General features: G+C 68.6%; 19 protein-coding genes. 5 read left to right on the plus strand and 14 right to left on the minus strand.

What is annotated here, in order from left to right; genetic code table 11:
• Nucleotides 1-89: 89 nt before the first annotated feature.
• The 5 genes from MB1_RS02775 to MB1_RS02795 form a co-directional block, all read right to left on the minus strand.
• A complete protein-coding gene (locus tag MB1_RS02775; RefSeq protein WP_066904104.1) occupies nt 90-629 on the minus strand; it encodes a DinB family protein in 540 nt (179 codons plus the stop codon).
• A 243-nt stretch (nt 630-872) separates the two neighbouring features.
• Entirely contained in the window at nt 873-1,112 is a 240-nt protein-coding gene (locus MB1_RS02780) for a hypothetical protein (protein ID WP_226435577.1), read from the minus strand.
• 170 nt (nt 1,113-1,282) lie between these two features.
• The gene (locus MB1_RS02785; protein WP_059384776.1) at nt 1,283-2,359 is read right to left on the minus strand and encodes a flavin-containing monooxygenase; all 1,077 of its coding nucleotides are present in this window, start codon (nt 2,357-2,359) and stop codon (nt 1,283-1,285) included.
• Complete coding sequence (locus MB1_RS02790; protein WP_066903539.1) at nt 2,356-3,591, minus strand: MFS transporter; 1,236 nt, start codon at nt 3,589-3,591, stop codon at nt 2,356-2,358. Before MB1_RS02790 ends, MB1_RS02785 begins: the two co-directional genes overlap by 4 nt.
• Before the next feature lie 5 nt (nt 3,592-3,596).
• Entirely contained in the window at nt 3,597-4,943 is a 1,347-nt protein-coding gene (locus tag MB1_RS02795) for an FAD-dependent oxidoreductase (RefSeq protein WP_066903541.1), read from the minus strand.
• Between the two features lie 100 nt (nt 4,944-5,043).
• Between MB1_RS02795 and MB1_RS02800 the strand changes: the two genes are divergently transcribed.
• Nucleotides 5,044-5,931, plus strand: coding sequence for a helix-turn-helix domain-containing GNAT family N-acetyltransferase (locus tag MB1_RS02800; protein WP_066903543.1), 888 nt, complete (start codon nt 5,044-5,046; stop codon nt 5,929-5,931).
• A 17-nt stretch (nt 5,932-5,948) separates the two neighbouring features.
• Entirely contained in the window at nt 5,949-6,260 is a 312-nt protein-coding gene (locus tag MB1_RS02805) for a DF family (seleno)protein (protein WP_059384779.1), read from the plus strand.
• Nucleotides 6,261-6,331: 71 nt separating this feature from the next.
• On the opposite strand, the gene MB1_RS02810 is transcribed toward MB1_RS02805, so the two are convergent.
• The 5 genes from MB1_RS02810 to MB1_RS02830 form a co-directional block, all read right to left on the minus strand.
• A complete protein-coding gene (locus tag MB1_RS02810; RefSeq protein WP_066903545.1) occupies nt 6,332-7,180 on the minus strand; it encodes a F510_1955 family glycosylhydrolase in 849 nt (282 codons plus the stop codon).
• A gap of 40 nt (nt 7,181-7,220) precedes the next feature.
• The gene (locus tag MB1_RS02815) at nt 7,221-9,419 is read right to left on the minus strand and encodes a copper-translocating P-type ATPase (RefSeq protein WP_084350731.1); all 2,199 of its coding nucleotides are present in this window, start codon (nt 9,417-9,419) and stop codon (nt 7,221-7,223) included.
• 52 nt (nt 9,420-9,471) lie between these two features.
• Nucleotides 9,472-10,119 (minus strand): DUF305 domain-containing protein, encoded by a 648-nt coding sequence (locus MB1_RS02820; protein ID WP_066903549.1) that lies wholly within the window; start codon nt 10,117-10,119, stop codon nt 9,472-9,474.
• An 86-nt stretch (nt 10,120-10,205) separates the two neighbouring features.
• A complete protein-coding gene (locus MB1_RS02825; protein WP_066903551.1) occupies nt 10,206-11,723 on the minus strand; it encodes a multicopper oxidase family protein in 1,518 nt (505 codons plus the stop codon).
• On the minus strand, nt 11,716-12,003 hold the full coding sequence (locus MB1_RS02830; RefSeq protein ID WP_066903553.1) for an SHOCT domain-containing protein: 288 nt from the start codon (nt 12,001-12,003) through the stop codon (nt 11,716-11,718). The genes MB1_RS02825 and MB1_RS02830 overlap by 8 nt, the downstream gene beginning before the upstream one ends.
• Before the next feature lie 135 nt (nt 12,004-12,138).
• Between MB1_RS02830 and MB1_RS02835 the strand changes: the two genes are divergently transcribed.
• Both MB1_RS02835 and MB1_RS02840 read left to right on the plus strand, forming a co-directional pair.
• Nucleotides 12,139-12,915 (plus strand): winged helix-turn-helix domain-containing protein, encoded by a 777-nt coding sequence (locus MB1_RS02835; RefSeq protein ID WP_174531929.1) that lies wholly within the window; start codon nt 12,139-12,141, stop codon nt 12,913-12,915.
• Nucleotides 12,912-14,069, plus strand: a complete 1,158-nt coding sequence (locus MB1_RS02840; RefSeq protein WP_084350733.1) for a sensor histidine kinase — start codon at nt 12,912-12,914, stop codon at nt 14,067-14,069. The genes MB1_RS02835 and MB1_RS02840 overlap by 4 nt, the downstream gene beginning before the upstream one ends.
• Nucleotides 14,070-14,201: 132 nt before the next feature.
• Here the strand turns inward: MB1_RS02840 and MB1_RS02845 are convergent, their stop codons facing one another.
• The 4 genes from MB1_RS02845 to MB1_RS02860 are packed head-to-tail and all read right to left on the minus strand — an operon-like array spanning nt 14,202 to nt 16,826.
• On the minus strand, nt 14,202-14,636 hold the full coding sequence (locus MB1_RS02845; RefSeq protein WP_066903555.1) for an arsenate reductase ArsC: 435 nt from the start codon (nt 14,634-14,636) through the stop codon (nt 14,202-14,204).
• A 27-nt stretch (nt 14,637-14,663) separates the two neighbouring features.
• A complete protein-coding gene (locus tag MB1_RS02850; protein WP_066904110.1) occupies nt 14,664-15,314 on the minus strand; it encodes an arsenate reductase/protein-tyrosine-phosphatase family protein in 651 nt (216 codons plus the stop codon).
• A gap of 25 nt (nt 15,315-15,339) precedes the next feature.
• Nucleotides 15,340-16,380 (minus strand): ACR3 family arsenite efflux transporter, encoded by a 1,041-nt coding sequence (gene arsB / locus MB1_RS02855; RefSeq protein ID WP_064063801.1) that lies wholly within the window; start codon nt 16,378-16,380, stop codon nt 15,340-15,342.
• Nucleotides 16,381-16,412: 32 nt separating this feature from the next.
• Complete coding sequence (locus MB1_RS02860) at nt 16,413-16,826, minus strand: ArsR/SmtB family transcription factor (RefSeq protein ID WP_064063743.1); 414 nt, start codon at nt 16,824-16,826, stop codon at nt 16,413-16,415.
• A gap of 63 nt (nt 16,827-16,889) precedes the next feature.
• Between MB1_RS02860 and MB1_RS02865 the strand changes: the two genes are divergently transcribed.
• Complete coding sequence (locus MB1_RS02865; protein WP_066903557.1) at nt 16,890-17,312, plus strand: arsenate-mycothiol transferase ArsC; 423 nt, start codon at nt 16,890-16,892, stop codon at nt 17,310-17,312.
• Nucleotides 17,313-17,351 lie beyond the last annotated feature (39 nt).

Genomic DNA, 17,351 nt, shown 5'->3' on the forward strand with positions numbered 1-17,351 from the left:
CTCAGGCATCCCGGACGATGTTTCGGTCCTGTGCCCAAGCCGCGAGAACCGAATCGAAGAGTCTGCTGCCTCGAAGCCTGAGTTCTGACTCAATGCGGACGATCGAGAGTGAGCTGTCGTTCGTGGAAATCGAAATGTCTGACGGGATATCGGTACAGCTCACCAATGGTCATGTAATCGGTGAAGAACGGGTCCCAGCGCACCGGGAAGAACATTCCCCGTCCCAACGCCTGCTCCGATTCGCGTTGCAGTCGGCGGCTCAGCGCACCGATGACCCGGTCGGCTTTCGTGCCCATCCGGTTCCGGTCAAACACCAGGGCTGCAGCGCATGAACCGTAGTAATTCACCACGTCAAAAGGCCGCGTACCGGCATCGAGGACCTGGGCGAATCGACGCTCCACTCCGGCGGGCAGCCGGCTGACCATCCGCACCAAGGGCAGCAGCGCCGCCACCACCATGTACCCGAAGACCATGTGGAACAACAGTTGCTCGTTGGTCCACCGCGTCCCCGCCGATCGACTCCGCAACGAGGTGTCGGAAGCGTCGGCGAGGAGCCGGTGCAGATGCACACGGGTGCGTTCGAGCTCGCCGGCGATAGCGACCCTGTCCACCCGCTCGGAATGGCCCATGATCCACCACCTGTCCAGGGAGCCGACGGCACTCGATGGCCGTCGATACCAGACTTCCCCCTCCCGGGCGGCCTCCACAACTGCCGGCCGAATTCAGTCTCATGTCGCGAATCGATATAGCGCCCCCGTCGACCCTCGGATGCCACGTCGGACGTACCTGCCGCAGTGGCGCGGCGCGGATCGCCGTGTCGTGACCGCCGGACGGCTGGCGTAACAGCAGCAGCGCGGGATGACGTGCGCCGCTCAGAGATCGAACAGCGAGAATTGGTCCTTCTGTGCTCGAGTCTCGGAGTCGGCGAGGTATCGGTCGGCCATGGCCCGGGCGACGGTTTCGTCGCAGCCGAGCTCGGCGGCGACTTCACTCCAGTCGTGTCCGTTGTGCTGGAGTTGCCACGCCAGCTGGTGCAACTGTTCGTCCATGTCCATCAGCGCCGCTCCCGCGGTCGTGTCGGCCGGAACCCGTTCGACGACGCGGGTTCTCATTGAGACAGATGGTAAACGCGGATGCGGGCATGCGGCGGCAGACATGCCGCCCACCGTCTCGAATCGGCGACGGATCGCACGAGAGATAGGTAAACCCGCCCCCGAGGGGACGGGCGGTGTGCCGTCCATGGTGTCACCGTTTCCGTGAACATCTATGGACGCAGCGCCGGTCAGGGACGGATAGGCAGTGCGCGGCGGGACCGGGCGGCGGCGACCACACGATCGGCGACCCGGCCGGCGTCGCGGCCGACCCCGCGCAACGACGCCGACGACAGGCTGCGCTGCCATTCGAGACCGACATACCCCAGCCCCAGATGAGTGGTGGAGAGACCCTGCCGGTGCCGGGGCCGGCCCGTCTCGTCGAGAGCGCCGAGACCGGTCAGATAGGGCAGGTGCGGGCGATAACCGGTACCCAACAGCACGGTGTCGGCGGTGGTGGCGGCGCCGTCGGGCCAGAACACCCGGCGGTCGTCGAGGCCGGTGAACAGCGGCCGCGGCTGCGGGTTGCCGCTGGCCAGGGCACGCCGGTAGCGGCCGGTATCGAGGACCTGCTGGGTCGGCGACGCAGGCAGCCACGGCCCCAAGGGGGCGCGGTCGACTCCGGTGACCGTGAGCCAGAAGTGCACATCACGGCCGAAGATCCGCTGCGGCAGGAACTTCGGCGGTCGGCGGCTGGCCAGAGTCACAGTAGCGACCTCGGCGAGTTCGGTGGCGATCTGCACCGCCGAGTTACCGGCACCGACCACCACCACGTTCTGGCCCGTGAGTGCAGCGGGGTCGCGGTAGTCGCCGGTGTGCAGCACCGTGCCGCCGAACGTGTCCAGCCCCGGCAGCGGTGGGATATTCGGGGACCCGAGATAGCCGGTGGCCGCGATCAGAATCGGCGCGGTGACACTGCCGCCGACAGCGGTGTGGGCGGTGTAGACGCCCCGCTCGCAGGTGACGGTCTCGACGCGGGAGCCGGTCACAATGTCGACGTCGAGTCCGGCGGCGTAGCGGCGCAGATACTCGATCACCTCGTCGCGCCGCGGATAGCGGTCCGGGGCGCCCGGAAACGCCAGGCCGGGCAGGGCACTGTATTTCGCCGGGGAGAACAGGGTCAGGCTGTCGTAGTAGTGCGGCCAGGCCCCGACCGGCTCGTCGCCGGCTTCGAGCAGCCCGGTGCGCAGGCCGCGAGCAGACAGAGCGTAGGCGGCGGCGAGGCCGGACTGGCCACCGCCGACGACGAGAGCGTCATAGTCGGTCATGGTGTTCCTTCGACAGTGTCGGTGGGGGTCAGCCGCGGCACGGACGCGATCGCCAGGAGTGCGGCGAGCGCGGCGACGACCGCGAGCACGAGGTAGGCGGTGGCGTAGCTGCCGGTCGCGCCGGCCAGGGCGGTTCCCGCCCACGGCGCCAACGCCATGACCAGGACGATCGGGGCGGACATCAGCCCGCCGAGGCGCCCGTAGTGGGTCGAGCCCCACCGGTCGGTGATGGCGGTGGCCTGGATCAAGGTGAACAATCCGCGCACCAGTCCCGCGCCGATCGCCGCGCCGATCAACGCCGCGGCCGTGGTCACCGCCCCGAGCAGCGCGGTGGTTGCCGCGGTGCCGGCCAGGATCACCACGATGCGGCTGCGGACGCTGGTACGGGCGACCAGGGTCAGATAGCCGAGGCGGCCGAGGACCTGTCCGGCGCCGCCGAGCCCGAGCGTCACCGCCGCCACCGACGGGGAGAAGCCCTGTTCGAGCAGCAACGGCACCAGATTGAAGACCCCGGCGAAGGCGGTGAACGCACCGAGAGCCAACGCGCCCACCAGTGCGAGGAACGCGGGGCTGCGGGCGATCTCCCGGTGCCCCAGGGCCGCGCCGTTCGCCGGTGGGGTCGCGGCGGGCCAGGATCCGCATAGTCCCCACCAGTGTCCGGGGATGGTGATCGCGGCGAGGATCGCCGCGAGGATCAGGTAGGTGGTGCGCCAGTCCGACTGCTGATCCACTGCGGAGGTCAACGGGGCGAAGATGGTGCTGGCCAGGCCCGCGGCGAGGGTCAGGATCATCAGGGCGTGCACGGAGCGGTCGCCGTACCAGCGGGTCAGCGCGGCGAACGCCGGTGGGTAGAGCACCGCGCCCATCGCGGTGCCGGCCAGCAGCCACCCGGCGTAGAACACCGGCAGCGTGGGGGCGAGCGCGATCAGGACCAGCGCGGGGACGGCGAGGACCGAGCCGGCGGTCATGATCGTGCGCGGTCCGACCCGGTCGAGGATGCGCCCGACCGGGATACCCGCGAGCGCGGTGGCGAGCTGACCGAGCGAGAACGCCGCGGTGATCGACGTGGGCGACCAGCCGGTATCGGCGGAGATCGAGACCGACAGGACCGGGAACGCGTAGTACAGGATGCCCCAGCTGGTGATCTCGGTCAGGCACAGCACCGCCAGCACCCGCCGCAGCCCGGCGCCGGTGAGAGCGCCGGGCTGCGGGCGGGTCGACGTGTCGGTCACCGGCGTTATCCGCCGGTGCGGGAGAGGGTGACCAACTGCGGCTCGGGCGCACCGCAGCACCCACCGGCCGCGGCCTCGGTGGCGGTGTCGGCGGCGGGGTCGTCGAACACTCCGGCGCCGCCGCACACCCCGGTCTCGGGCAGGGTCAGCTCGACGCGGGCGGCGGCATCGTGGTCGCCGGCCAGGGCGGCGGCGATGCTGCGGACCTGCTCGTAGCCGGTCATCGCCAGGAACGTCGGGGCCCGCCCGTAGCTCTTCATCCCGACCACATAGAAGCCGGGTTCGGGGTGGGTGAGCTCGGCGGCCCCGTGCGGGTAGACGGTGCCACAGGAGTGCACGTTCGGGTCGATCAGCGGGGCGAGTGCGGTCGGGGCCTGCAGCACCGGGTCGAGGTCGAGACGGATTTCCGAGAGCCACGACAGGTCCGGCCGGAAGCCGGTCGAGGCGATGACCTCGTCGACCGCCTCGAGGCGGGCGCCGGTATCGGACACCATGACGACCTGACCGTCGGTGGCGGGTTCGACGGCGGCGGTGCGGAACCCGGTGACCACGGTGAGCAGCCCGTCGTCGACGGCCTTCTTGGCGCGCAGTCCCAGGGCGCCGCGGGCGGGCAGCTGGTCGTCCTGGCCGCCGCCGAACGCGGCGCCGACCTCGCCGCGGCGCACCGCCCAGGTCAGGCGGGTGCCGGGGTCGGTGCGGGTGAGCTCTGCCAGCGCCACGATTGCGTTGAGTGCCGAGTGGCCGCTGCCGGCGATGACGGTGTGCCGTCCGGCGTAGCGGGTGCGCACCGCGTCGTCGTCCAGGTCGGGGACGCGGTAGGTGATCTTCTCGGCTGCGGCGCGTTCACCGAGGGCGGGCAGGCCTTCGCCGCCGAGCGGGTTGGGGGTGGCCCAGGTGCCGGAGGCGTCGAGGACGGCGCGGGCGAGCAGGCGGGTTTCGGTGCCGTCGCGGTGGCGGAGGTGCACCGACAGGGGTTCGGTGTCGCGGCCGGCGTCGACGATGCGGTCGCGGCCGCGGCGGGCGATGCCGACGACCTCGTGGTCGAGGCGGACTGCGTCGCCGAGGGCATCCGCCAGTGGGGTCAGGTACTGCCCGGTCCAGTCTTGGCCGGTGGGGTAGGCGTCGTCGTCGGGGGCCTTCCAGCCGGTGGTGTCGAGGAGGCGGCGGGCGGCGGGGTCGATCAGTTCGGCCCAGCGGGAGAAGGTGCGGACGCTGTGCCATTGCGTGATGGCGGCTCCGACGACGTCGCCGCGTTCGAGTACCAGCGGTTCGAGGCCGCGTTCGCGCAGGTGGGCGGCGGCGGCCAGGCCGATCGGTCCGGCTCCGACGACGACGATGGGCAACTCGCTCATGACAGATCCTTTCATCGATGGGTATCGATCTAAGCTGCTGTCAGAGTATCGATGGTCGTCGATGTATGCAACCATCGATGCTGATCGATACAGTGGGGGTATGACAGCACTCGGCTTACCGATCACGGTGACCCCCGGCGCGGAGGTGGACTTCGACGCCCTGAGCCCGCAGGATGCGGCCACCTACGCCGGATGGTTCGCCTGCCTGGCCGAACCCACGCGGGTGCGGCTGCTGCACCACGTCGCCGCCCATCCGTCCGGCATCACCGTCGGCGAGCTCGCCGACAGGCTCGGGATCGGCCAGCCCACCATCTCCCATCACGTCCGCAAACTCGCCGACGTCGGCTTCGTCATCACCGGCAAACAGGGCACCAGCACCGTGGTGCGGGTCAACCCGAGCTGCTGCAGCGACCTGCCCAGTGCTGCCGACGCGGTCATGGGGGTGCTCACCGCCCGCCCGTGCTGCCCCGAGGATGTCCCGGCCGATGTGGCCGTGCGCCCACTTGCGGGCGGTGACTGGGAGGCGGTGCGCCGCATCTACGCCGACGGCATCGCCACCGGCGCCGCGACGTTCACCACCGAAGTCCCCAGCCGCGACCACCTCGACAGCCAGTGGTTGCCCGAGCATCGCTGGGTCGCCGAGATCGACGCACAGGTCGTCGGCTGGGCAGCCTTGAGCCCGGTATCGAACCGCGAGTGCTATCGGGGGGTGGCCGAAAATTCGGTGTATGTCGGCGACGGCATGCGCGGGCGCGGCGTCGGCAAGGCCCTGCTGCGCACCCAGGTCATCGCCGCCGATCAGGGCGGATTGTGGACGCTGCAGACCTCGATTTTCCCGGAGAACCGGGCCAGCCTGGCGCTGCACCATTCGGCGGGTTTCCGCACCGTGGGTGTGCGCGAGCGCATCGGCCGGCTCGACGGCATCTGGCGCGACACCGTGCTGCTCGAACGCCGCTCCGAGGCCGTTCCCGCCACCGAGAACCAGTGAGAGTGACTCGGGTGGAGATGGACATCGAACTGCTGTACTTCGACGGCTGCCCGAACTGGGAGAAGGCCCGAGACCGCCTCGCCGAGGCGCTGGCAGCGACCGGCAACGCCGGTACCCCGATCCGGCTGCGCCGTATCGAGACCCCGGAGGCCGCCGAGCGCGTCGCCTTCCCCGGATCCCCGACCATCCGCATCGACGGGACCGATCCGTTCGGCCCCACCGAGGGCGTCGGATTGACCTGCCGCGTCTACCGCACCGCCGACGGGCTCGAGGGTGCCCCGAGCACCGCCGATCTGATCACCGTGTTGCGGCAGGCCGAACACCGGTAGACCTGGCATCGGCTTGACCTTCGAGTCGACTCGAGGGTTCACCGTCGCGGAGTGAGCATGCTCCTCCGGGGTCAGTTCAGCGGATAGAGCATCTGGGCGGTCGCGGCGTAGGCGGTGTCGAAGTCGACGGCCAGCACTGCCTCGACCGGCCCGAGCACCGCATGCTGCTCCCAACTCTGGCCGGTACGGCTGCGCCACGCCGCGCCGTCGGTGTCGATACCCCACAACGAGCCGTCCTGCGCCGCGGACAGCAACGCCAGCGGCGGGGCATCCGGCACCACCGTGAAGGTGCGCCCGCCGTCGGTGCTGTGCTGCAGCCCGGCAGCGGTGCTCGCCCACACCCCGGCATCGGTGACGGCGAGCGCGGCCGCAGCCACCGGCGCACCCGCGGTCCAACTGCTGCCACCGTCGGTGGAGATCAGCAATCCAGTGACACCGTCGAAACCCACCAGCAGCTCACCGTCTGTAGCAAGAGCGTGAAAATCCACCTCGCCGGTCAAGGATTTCGGCGTCCAGGTGCGGCCGCCGTCGGTGCTGTCGATCAGCCCCAACGGATTCGGCGCCGAACTCGACGGACCCGGATGCCCGGACGCGAACAGACGGTCGGTGCCCGGCGTCCCGGTCAGTCCCATGAAGTCGTCGTCGGAGTCACCGACGCGGGTGGTGCGCCCGTTCGCGGCGATCTCGACGAGACCGGTATGGGTACCGGCCAGCACCACACCGCCGGAATCGAGGTGCAGACCGTGCAGATGATCGAGGGCCGGTTCCAACGCGACGCCGGGCACCTCCGAGGCCACGGGGGACGAAGTCGAACCCGCTGATGCTGCGGGTTGCTCGCCGGTCGTGCAACCGGCAAGCACCGCCGCAGCAGCAACAGGCATCAGGACATGCGCCCACCGGCGCAGGGGAAAACTCGACATGAGAAGCAGGAACTCGTTTCGGATCGCTCGGGTGACCGGCTCAGGTGTGAGCCAGACGGGTGGGGTCGAGGTCGAGGCGGCGCAACAGTTGGGCGTTGAGCGCCACGACGATGGTCGAGACGGACATGAGAATCGCGGCGACCGCGGGAGAGATCGCGACGCCGGCGAACGCGAGCACACCCGCGGCCAAGGGAACGGCGATGATGTTGTAGCCGGTGGCCCACACCAGGTTCTGCCACATCTTTCGATAGCTGGCATGCGAGAGTTCGATGATCGACAGCACCGCCCGCGGATCGTTCGCTGCGAGCACGACCCCGGCGGATTCGATGGCCACATCGGTGCCGGCGCCGATCGCGACACCGACATCGGCGCGGGCCAGGGCAGGGGCGTCGTTGACGCCGTCGCCGACCATGGCGACCTTGTGGCCGCGGCTGTGCAGTTCGGTGACCTTGGCGTCCTTGTGCTCGGGCAGCACCTCGGCGAAGACTTCGTCGATCCCGAGGTCGGCGGCCACGGCGTCGGCGACCTGCCGGGCGTCGCCGGTGATCATGGCGACCTTGACCCCGCGGGCGTGCAGGGCGTCGATGGCCTGACGGGATTCCTCGCGGACGGCGTCTTCGAGCGCGATGGCCCCGAGGACGCGGTCCCCTTCGGCGAGGTGCAGCACCGACGCTCCGCGCGCCACCCACTCCTGGGTCACGGCGGTGACGTCGGCGGGCACCGACAACCGCAGATCGCTGAGCATGGCCGGGCCCCCGACTGTGATTTCGGTGCCGTCGACGAGGGCGCGCACCCCGCGGCCGGGCAGCGACCGGAAGTCGGTGGCGGCGATCCGCTCGCTGGCCGGCACCCGCTCGTCGGCGGCAGTGACGATGGCCCGGGCGACGGGGTGCTCGCTATCGGCTTCGACGGCCGCCGCCAGCGCGAGCAGGTGCTCGTCGGTGATCTGGTGGGCGGCGGCGACACCGGTGACCTGATGCCGGCCCTGGGTCAAGGTGCCGGTCTTGTCGAACAGGACCACATCGACGGTGCGCATGCGTTCGAGCGAGAGCCGGTCCTTGACCAGCACCCCCGATTTGGCGGCGCGTTCGGTGGAAATTGCGATCACCAGCGGAATCGCCAATCCGAGAGCATGGGGGCAGGCGATGACGAGCACGGTGACGGTGCGCACCACCGCTTCGTCGACGCTACCGACGAGCAGCGTCCAGACCGCGAAGGTGAGGATGCCGGCGATGGTGGCGAAGTAAAACAGGAACGCCGCGGCCTTGTCCGCCAGCGCCTGGGCACGGGACGAGGAGGCCTGCGCGTCGGCGACCATCCGCTGGATGCCGGCCAGGGCGGTGTTCTCGCCGACCGCGGTGATGCGCACCCGCAGGGCGCTGTCGGTCGCGACGGTGCCGGCGACCACCGTGTCACCCACTTCGCGAACCACGGTCTTGGATTCGCCGGTGATCATCGATTCGTCGACTTCGGCGCGGCCGTCGGTGACGGTGCCGTCGGCGGGCACCCGGGCTCCGGCGCGCACCAGCACCAGATCCCCGAGCGCCAGTTCCGACAAGGGCACGTCGGTGGTGCCGGTCTCGGCGATTTTCTCGGCGGTGTCCGGCAGCATCGCGGCGAGTGCGTCGAGGGCGCCGGAGGCGGAGCCGAGGGCACGCATTTCGAGCCAATGCCCGAGCAGCATGATCACGATCAGCAGGGCCAGTTCCCACCAGAAGTCCAGGTTGAACCCGCCGAGACCCAAGGTGGTGACCCAGGACGCGAGGAACGCGACGCTGATCGCCATGGCGATCAGCAGCATCATCCCGGGCCGGCGTGAGCGGAGTTCGGCCCAGCCTCCGGTGAGGAACGGCATGCCGCCGTAGACGAAGATCACCGTGCCCAGCACCGGGGGAATCCACATGGCGCCGGGGAAGTCCGGCATGGTGTAGCCGAGCAGGTCGGCGACCATGTGGCTGAAGAACACCACCGGTATCGCCAGCACCAGTGACGCCCAGAACCGGCGGCGGAACATCTCCCCATGTGCCCCGTGCCCGGCATGCCGATCGTGCCCACCATGACCGCCATGAGCGTCGTGCTCAGGGTGGGTGTCGTGACCGACATGGGCGAGGTGCTCGCCGTGCCCGACGTGCGCATCATGCTCGGCGAGTGGCGGGCCCTGGACATCGGCGCCGTGATCGCGGCGGGCGGGCGCCGGGTCCGGGTCCGGGTGGGGGTGTCCGTGCTGCGGGTGCGACATCGAAAGCCTCCTGGGATGGCGGGCGGGCCGAGAGGAACCGGGCGGGGCTTGGTTACAGGGTGGTCAGCAGCTCACGCATGGTCTCGATCTCCTGCTGCTGAGTGTCGACGATGGTGCGGGCCATCTCCACGGCGTCGGGGAACTGTCCGTCCTCGATCTCGGTCTGCGCCATGTCGACTGCGCCTTCGTGGTGGGCGATCATCTGCTCGAGGAACAGGCGAGCGGCGTCGGTACCCTGCGCATCGGACAGCGCCTGCATGTCCTCCTCGCTCATCATCCCCTCCATCTCCATCCCCCCCATGCCCTCGTCCATGTCCATGCCGGGCATGTCGTGGCCTGTCTCGGGCATCTCGGTGGGCTCACCCCACTGTTCGAGCCAGGACTCGAGCAGCGCGATCTCCGGGCCCTGAGCGGCCTTGATCTGCTCGGCCAGGGCGGTCACGTCCGCGGGAATGTCCTGCTTGGCCAGCAACATGTCGCTCATCTCGATCGCCTGACTGTGGTGCGGCAGCATCATCTGCGCGAACATCACGTCGGCGGCGTTGTGTGCCGCGGCCTCGTCGGCGGCGGTGGTGGTGGCCGAGGTCGTGGCCGGCGAGGTCGCGACGGTGGTGTCGGTCCCGGTATCGCTGCACGCAGCGGCGGCGAACACCACCGCCAGGGCGGTGGCGCCGACGGCGAGAATCTTCTTGTTGTTCATGGGAGGTGGTCCTTTCTCGAAACGGTCACTAGGACAGGAACAGTGAGAGCCGGCACCGACCGGGAACGGCCCGTCCGGTGCGGCCACTAGGCCAGGTAGGACACGGTGGTCATCATTCCCGCTTCCTGGTGATACGCGTTGTGGCAGTGCAGCGCCCACTGGCCCGGGTTGTCGGTGTCGAATTCGATCTCGACGGTGCGCATCGGCCCGATCGTGACGGTGTCTTTACGCAGGCCGGTGTCGGTGAGCGCGAAAGTGTGCCCGTGCAGGTGCATCGGGTGGAACATGTCGGACATGTTCCGCATCCGCATCCGCACCCGCTGCCCTTCGTTGACGTTCAGCGGCGGGATGTCGGGATGGGCGCGGCCATTGAGAGTCCACCGGTACGGCGACATGGTCCCGCCCATGTCCACGCTGTGATACACATCGTGCTCCTTCTCGGCCAGGCGCACATACTCCCGAGGTGCCAGGTCGGTGCCGAGCAGCACCTGCCGGTCCAGCTCGCCGGGCCTCGACTGGGCGGGCAGCGCGCCGGCAGCGGTACGCACCAGGGCCTGCCCGTGCCCGGTCTTACCTTCCGCCTGGGCGAACAACGGGAATACGCCATCGCCGAGAGTGACGAGCACGTCGACACGCTCACCCATCCCGAGCAGCAGCGCATCGGTATCCTGCGGCACGACGGGGAAGCCGTCGGTGTGGGTGACGGTCATCCGGTGCCCACCGAGCGCGACGCGGAAGGCGGTGTCCGCGCCGGCGTTGATGAACCTGATCCGTGCCCGCTGCCCGGGTCTCGCGGTGAACACCATCGGGTCTTCCGGTACACGCCCGCCGACCAGGAAAAGCGGATAGCTCACGTCCCCGGCGCCGCCGAGCAGCGGGGAGAGCATCGATTCCTCCCCCATATCCATACCGTCCATACCGCCCATGGCGCCGTGGTTCATCCCGCCCATCGGGGCGTCGCCACCCTCACCGGTGGCGCCGATGCCGAGGTCGCGGGCCACATCGTCGGGGGTGCGGCCGGTGCCGTCGAGCCAGTCGTCGAGCACCACGATCCAGTCGTGGTCGTAGTCGCCGGGCTCGTTCGGGTCGTCGATGATCAGGGCGCCGTACAGGCCGCGGTCGAGCTGCAGCCCGGAATGCGAATGATAGAAGTAGGCACCCGAATCCGGAACGGTGAACTCGTAATCGAACCGGGCCCCGGCCGCGATGGGATCCTGGGTCAGCCCGGGCACACCGTCCATGTCGTTGCTCAACGCCAGCCCGTGCCAGTGCACACTCGTCTGCGCCGGCAGCTGGTTGGCGACCTCCACCCGCAGCAGATCCCCGGCGCGGGCCCGGATCAGCGGACCGGGCAGAGTGTCGTCGTATCCCCAGGTCGAGACGATGCGCCCGCCCAGGTCCACCTGGACCGGACGCGGCGTCAACCGCGCCGAGACCACCTGCTGACCCGGGATGCGGCGTTGCTGTTCGAGACGGCGCACCGCAGTCGACGAGGCCTGCACGGGGGCGCCGGTCGGTGAGCCCGACCCGGAACACGCCATCAGGACTCCGGCCCCGGCAAGTATTGATCCGAGAAGGAAGGATCGACGGCCCAGCTCAGCCATGAACCTGCCCCTGCCGGTGCTCGACCGACGTGGTGTCGCCGGGGTGCATCAGCACCTGCCGACGGGCCACGAATTCATCGGAGTCGATGTCACCGCGAGCGAACCGCGCCTCGAGCAGCTGAAGCGGATCGGACTCCTCGAGGGTGCGGCCGGGCCCGTTCGCACGGTCGGTGCGGAACATCATGGCCACCAGGTAGAGCACCACCGCCCAGAACGCGAACATGCACACGGCCATGACGATCCATCCGGTCCAGGTCAGCTCTCCTGCCCAGCCCATCATGATCGCCTCCTTTCTCCGTTGGTGTCTCAAGCCTGACGCGTGTACCCCCTGATTCCTGTGGAGGTCGTATGAAGATTTGCTCAAGAAGCCCCACTGCGTCGTCGGCAGCGGTGTCCGCTGGTGAAGATGGACGCCATGGACTCCTCCGCTCGCACTCCCACCGCGACCAGCGATCCTGCGGCGCCGCCGCGCCCGTCGACCGGGTTGCGGGCGATGGTCGTCGAAGACGAAGCACCGTTGGCGAACCTGATCGGCTCGTATCTCGAACGCGACGGGTTCGAGACCGCGCTCACCGGCGACGGCACCGACGCCGTCGCCCTCGCCCGACAGGTCGACCCCGACGTCGTGGTCCTCGATCTCGGTTTGCCAGGACTCGATGGGGTCGAGGTGTGCCGGCAACTGCGGACGTTCTCCGACGCCTATGTCGTGATGCTCACCGCCCGCACCGAAGAAATCGACACCCTCATCGGGCTGTCCGTCGGCGCGGACGACTACATGAGTAAACCGTTCAGCCCCCGCGAATTGATGGCCCGCATCCAGGCCATGCTGCGCCGTCCCCGCGCCAGTACCGCCACACCCGGACCCGCCGAGACCGCCACCACCGATCTGATCCGACGCGCCGGGGACCTGGCCCTCGATGTCGACGGCCGGGACGTCACCGTTGCCGGGAGGCCGGTGGCCTTGACTCGCACCGAATTCGACGTCCTCGCTGCCCTGGCCCGCGATCCCGGTACCGTGCTCACCCGGGCCCAGCTGATCGAGGCGGTGTGGGGACCGAGCTGGACCGGCGACGAACACCTGGTCGACGTGCACATCGGTCATCTGCGCCGCAAACTCGGCGACGACGCCACCCGCGGCCGCTATGTGCGCACCGTCCGCGGGGTCGGCTACAAGATGGGCGCCGGACAATGACGGCCCGGCGCCCCCACCGCAGACGAGATTCAGCCGCATCGCCCCGGCAAGCGCTGGCGGGATCGAGTTTCGGTACCCGGCTCTTCCTCGCCCTGACCGTGGTGGTGATCGGCTGCGCCGCCAGTGCGTGGCTCGTCGCCTCCGCCCTCGCGCCCGGCATCTTCCACGATCACCTCGGCCAGGCCGGCATCGACCACAACTCCAGCCAGGCCGCGCACGTCGAAGAGGCGTTCGCCTGGGCAATCGTCCTTGCCTGGGGTCTGGCGGTCGCGGTCGCGGTGCTGCTGGCATTGGCGGTGAGCTGGTACGTCACCCGGCGTGTTCAACGCTCGTTGACCGCGGTGACCACCTCGACCGCCCGGATCGCCGGTGGCCGGTACGACACCCGCGTACCCAGCCCCGGTCTCGGCCGCGAATTCGACGAACTCGCCGTCACCGTCAACGAACTCGCTCGCCGCCTCGGCGCCACGGAAAGTACCCGTCGCCGGATGCTCGCCGACCTCGGCCACGAGATGCGCACCCCGATTGCGACCCTCGACTCTTATCTCGAAGCCCTCGACGACGGCGTCCGCACTCTCGACGACGACACTCGACACGTGTTGCGCGAGGCCACCCACCGGCTGGGGCGTCTCGCCCAGGACATCACCGCGGTCTCGCGCGCCGAAGAACACCTCACCCGCATCCGGCCGGTGCCCACCACCACCGGCGTCTTGGTCACCGCCGCGGTCGATGCGGTGCGCGAACGGTACGAGAGCAAAGGCGTCGACTTGCACAGCCGTCTCGACGATTCCATGGTCGTGTCGGTCGATCCCGATCGGCTCGGCCAGGTCCTGGGTAATCTGCTCGACAATGCCCTGCGTCACACCGCTTGTGGCGGCACGGTCACCGTCACCAGCAGACGAGCCGGCAACGATCGGGTGGAGGTCACGGTGGCAGACACCGGTGAGGGTATTGCTCCCGAGCACCTTGACCATCTCTTCGATCGCTTCTACCGTGCCGATACCGCCCGCGACCGCAGCCACGGCGGCAGCGGTATCGGCTTGACCATCACCCGTACCCTCGTCGAAGCCCACCACGGCCGCATCCGAGCACACAGTGACGGGCCGGGCCGTGGGGCACGCTTTACGATCGAACTGCCCGTCATTGCAGTCTGACCTCGGAGCCTGCTTCGGTGTTGCCGTATCCGGCACATCTCAATCCGTGGACTCACGACCTCCGAGCGCGGACCCTCGACTCGAGGGACTGAACGCCTCCGTCATGTTTGTTGTCATCGGCGCCCACCCCTGTCAGGCGTGGGCGCCGTCGGGAACGAGCTCGGCGATCAGCGCCTCCACCTTGGCTTTGATCTCGTCGCGGATCGGACGCACCGCCTCGACCCCTCGACCGGCTGGATCCTCGAGCACCCAATCCCGATACGAGGTGCCCGGAAACACCGGGCACGTGTCGCCGCACCCCATCGTGATCACCACATCGGAGGCCTGCACCGCATCGACGGTGAGAATCTTCGGGTTCTGCGCGGAAATGTCGATACCCACCTCGGCCATCGCCTCGACGGCGGCCGGGTTGACCTGCTCGGCCGGAGCAGAGCCTGCGGAGCGGACCTCGACCCGGTCGCCGACCAGCGCAGTGAGGAACCCCGCGGCCATCTGGGAACGGCCCGCGTTGTGCACACACACGAACAACACCGAGGGTGTGCGGTCGGTCGAGGAATCAGTGGTCATGAAAACAGACGTCCTTTCGAAGCGAATTCAGGCAGAAACGGTGTCGAGTTCCGCCAGCAAAGCCCGCACGCGAGTGTCGATATCGTCGCGGATGGTGCGCACCGTGCCCAGCGACTCGTCGTCCGGATCGATCAACGACCAGTCGAGGTAGCGCTTACCCGGATACACCGCGCACGCATCACCGCACCCCATGGTGATCACCACATCGGCGGCTGCCACCACATCGTCGGTCAGGGGTTTGGGATATTCGCCGCCGAGATCGAGCCCGATCTCGGCCATCGCCTCGACCACGACAGGATGAATCGCCGCCGCAGGAGCCGATCCGGCGGAGCGCACGTGCACCCGCCCGGCGCCGTGATGGGCCAGCAGTGCCGCGGCCATCTGCGAGCGTCCGCTGTTGCGCACGCACACGAACAGCACCTCCGGCACATCCTTCGGCACGGCGCCCTCGGCCTGCGCCAGAGCCGTGAGGCGTTCGCCCGCGAAGCGGGTGGCCAGCGAGGGCAGGTGAGTGTGGATCTTGGCGGTGCGCCGCAGCGCCGCATACGACTCGAACACCATCCGCTCGACGGTCTGCGCCGAGAACACCCCGGCATACTTCTCGGCGAGATGTTCGGCGCTGCGGTGCAGCACCGCCTGAGGCATCAGTAGTTCCGGCTGAGCAGCGTGCTGGGACATCGACATCTCCTGACGTGGGCGGTCCTTACGACACAGCGGGGGCAGACGAACGGGTGAAACGCTTCCGCAGAGCAAGCGAGACGTAGATCAGAGCAACAAGAACGGGCACCTCGATGAGCGGGCCCACCACCCCGGCCAACGCCTGACCGGAGGTGACCCCGAAGGTGCCGATCGCGACGGCGATGGCGAGCTCGAAGTTGTTTCCGGCGGCGGTGAACGCGAGCGTGGTGGTGCGCTCGTAACCGAGCCCGACCGCCGCACCGAACAGGAACCCGCCGCCCCACATGAGGATGAAGTACGCGAGCAGCGGCAACGCAATCCGCACCACGTCCCACGGCTGCGAGGTGATCTGCTCGCCCTGCAGCGCGAACAGGATCACGATCGTGAACAGCAGCCCGTAGAGCGCCCACGGACCGATCTTCGGCAGGAACGTCTCCTCGTACCACTCGCGGCCCTTGGCCTTCTCGCCGAAATGGCGGGTCAAGAAACCGGCGACGAGCGGGATACCGAGGAAGATCAGCACCGACTTGGCGATCTGCCACGGCGAGACATCGAGGGTGGTCTGTTCGAGACCGAGCCAGCCGGGCAGGACCGACAGGTAGAACCAGCCGAGCACCGCGAACATGATCACCTGGAACATCGAGTTGATCGCAACCAGTACGGCGGCGGCTTCGCGGTCGCCGCAGGCGAGGTCGTTCCAGATGATGACCATCGCGATGCAGCGAGCCAGGCCGACGATGATCAGGCCGGTGCGATACTCGGGCAGGTCGGGCAGCAGCAGCCAGGCGAGGGCGAACATCAATGCCGGGCCGAGCACCCAGTTGAGGATCAGCGAGGAGATCAGCAGCTTGCGATCGCCCGTGACGGTGTCGAGGCGGTCGTAGCGCACCTTCGCGAGCACCGGGTACATCATGATCAACAGACCGAGGGCGATCGGCAGGGAGATGTTGTCGATCTCGATGACGCTCAGTGCGTCGCCGAGCCCAGGTATGAGGCGGCCGAGCAGCAGACCGGCGACCATGGCGATGCCGATCCACACGGCCAGGAACCGGTCGAGGACCGACATCTTGCCGGCGACGGACCGGTGTTCGGTGGTGGTCACGAGACGATCTCCTGAAGGGCTTCGGTCGGGGCGCAGGTGCAGGTGCAGGCCGACCCTGGCAACACCCCGGATTCGGTGGCGAGCACCGCGGAGAGTTGCTCGAGGGCGGCGGGGATCACCCGGTAGTACACCCAGGTGCCGCGGCGCTCACAGTCGAGCAGTCCGGCTTCGCGCAGCACCTTGAGGTGATGTGAGATGGTCGGTTGCGACAGGTCGAAGGCGGGGCTGATGTCGCACACACAGCTCTCCCCGCCCTGGTGGCTGGCGATCATGCTGAGCATGCGCAGCCGCACCGGATCACCGAGCGCTTTGAACATGCGGGCCAGATCGCCGGCCCAATCGGAGGTGAGAGGCTCCCGTGCGAGCGGTGGGCAGCACGGCTCGGTCTCACTCGACAGCTGATTCGACATGCGTCTATATTGACTGTCATCAATTCAGTAGTCAATCCGAGAACCTCGGGAAGGACCACTCTCGTGCCCACTGCTTCGGTGCTGTTCGTGTGTGTCAAGAACGGCGGCAAATCCCAGATGGCTGCCGCCCTCATGCGTAAGACCACAGGCGACCGGATCGCTGTCCATTCCGCCGGCACCACGCCCGGATCGTCGCTGAACGCACTGTCGATGCAGGTCCTCGGCGAGGTCGGCGCCCCCATCGCAGGTGAGTATCCCAAGCCGATCGACCCGCAGCTCCTCACCGAAGTCGACCTGGTGGTCACCCTCGGCGGCGAAGCCCGCGTCGATGCGCCCGCCGGGGTACGCGTGGAGAACTGGGACACCGATGAGCCGTCCGAGCGCGGCATCGACGGCATCGAGCGGATGCGCCTGGTGCGCGATGACATCGCCGTCCGCGTCGAGGAGCTCGCTACCCGGCTGCTTTCCGACGCCGACGCCCGATAACCGAGTTCGTCCCGGAAACTCTGTTCGCCCTCGAGCACT

It is taken from the genome of Millisia brevis NBRC 105863 (assembly GCF_001552615.1).
Taxonomy (GTDB): domain Bacteria; phylum Actinomycetota; class Actinomycetes; order Mycobacteriales; family Mycobacteriaceae; genus Millisia; species Millisia brevis.

Bases quoted from the DNA above. Each gene is read 5' to 3' on its own strand.
- MB1_RS02775 (WP_066904104.1), bottom strand. From the start codon at position 629: ATGGGCCATTCCGAGCGGGTGGACAGGGTCGCTATCGCCGGCGAGCTC.
- MB1_RS02780 (WP_226435577.1), bottom strand. From the start codon at position 1,112: ATGAGAACCCGCGTCGTCGAACGGGTTCCGGCCGACACGACCGCGGGA.
- MB1_RS02785 (WP_059384776.1), bottom strand. From the start codon at position 2,359: ATGACCGACTATGACGCTCTCGTCGTCGGCGGTGGCCAGTCCGGCCTC.
- MB1_RS02795 (WP_066903541.1), bottom strand. From the start codon at position 4,943: ATGAGCGAGTTGCCCATCGTCGTCGTCGGAGCCGGACCGATCGGCCTG.
- MB1_RS02800 (WP_066903543.1), top strand. From the start codon at position 5,044: ATGACAGCACTCGGCTTACCGATCACGGTGACCCCCGGCGCGGAGGTG.
- MB1_RS02805 (WP_059384779.1), top strand. From the start codon at position 5,949: ATGGACATCGAACTGCTGTACTTCGACGGCTGCCCGAACTGGGAGAAG.
- MB1_RS02810 (WP_066903545.1), bottom strand. From the start codon at position 7,180: ATGTCGAGTTTTCCCCTGCGCCGGTGGGCGCATGTCCTGATGCCTGTT.
- MB1_RS02815 (WP_084350731.1), bottom strand. From the start codon at position 9,419: ATGTCGCACCCGCAGCACGGACACCCCCACCCGGACCCGGACCCGGCG.
- MB1_RS02820 (WP_066903549.1), bottom strand. From the start codon at position 10,119: ATGAACAACAAGAAGATTCTCGCCGTCGGCGCCACCGCCCTGGCGGTG.
- MB1_RS02825 (WP_066903551.1), bottom strand. From the start codon at position 11,723: ATGGCTGAGCTGGGCCGTCGATCCTTCCTTCTCGGATCAATACTTGCC.
- MB1_RS02830 (WP_066903553.1), bottom strand. From the start codon at position 12,003: ATGATGGGCTGGGCAGGAGAGCTGACCTGGACCGGATGGATCGTCATG.
- MB1_RS02835 (WP_174531929.1), top strand. From the start codon at position 12,139: ATGGACTCCTCCGCTCGCACTCCCACCGCGACCAGCGATCCTGCGGCG.
- MB1_RS02840 (WP_084350733.1), top strand. From the start codon at position 12,912: ATGACGGCCCGGCGCCCCCACCGCAGACGAGATTCAGCCGCATCGCCC.
- MB1_RS02845 (WP_066903555.1), bottom strand. From the start codon at position 14,636: ATGACCACTGATTCCTCGACCGACCGCACACCCTCGGTGTTGTTCGTG.
- MB1_RS02850 (WP_066904110.1), bottom strand. From the start codon at position 15,314: ATGTCCCAGCACGCTGCTCAGCCGGAACTACTGATGCCTCAGGCGGTG.
- arsB (WP_064063801.1), bottom strand. From the start codon at position 16,380: ATGTCGGTCCTCGACCGGTTCCTGGCCGTGTGGATCGGCATCGCCATG.
- MB1_RS02860 (WP_064063743.1), bottom strand. From the start codon at position 16,826: ATGTCGAATCAGCTGTCGAGTGAGACCGAGCCGTGCTGCCCACCGCTC.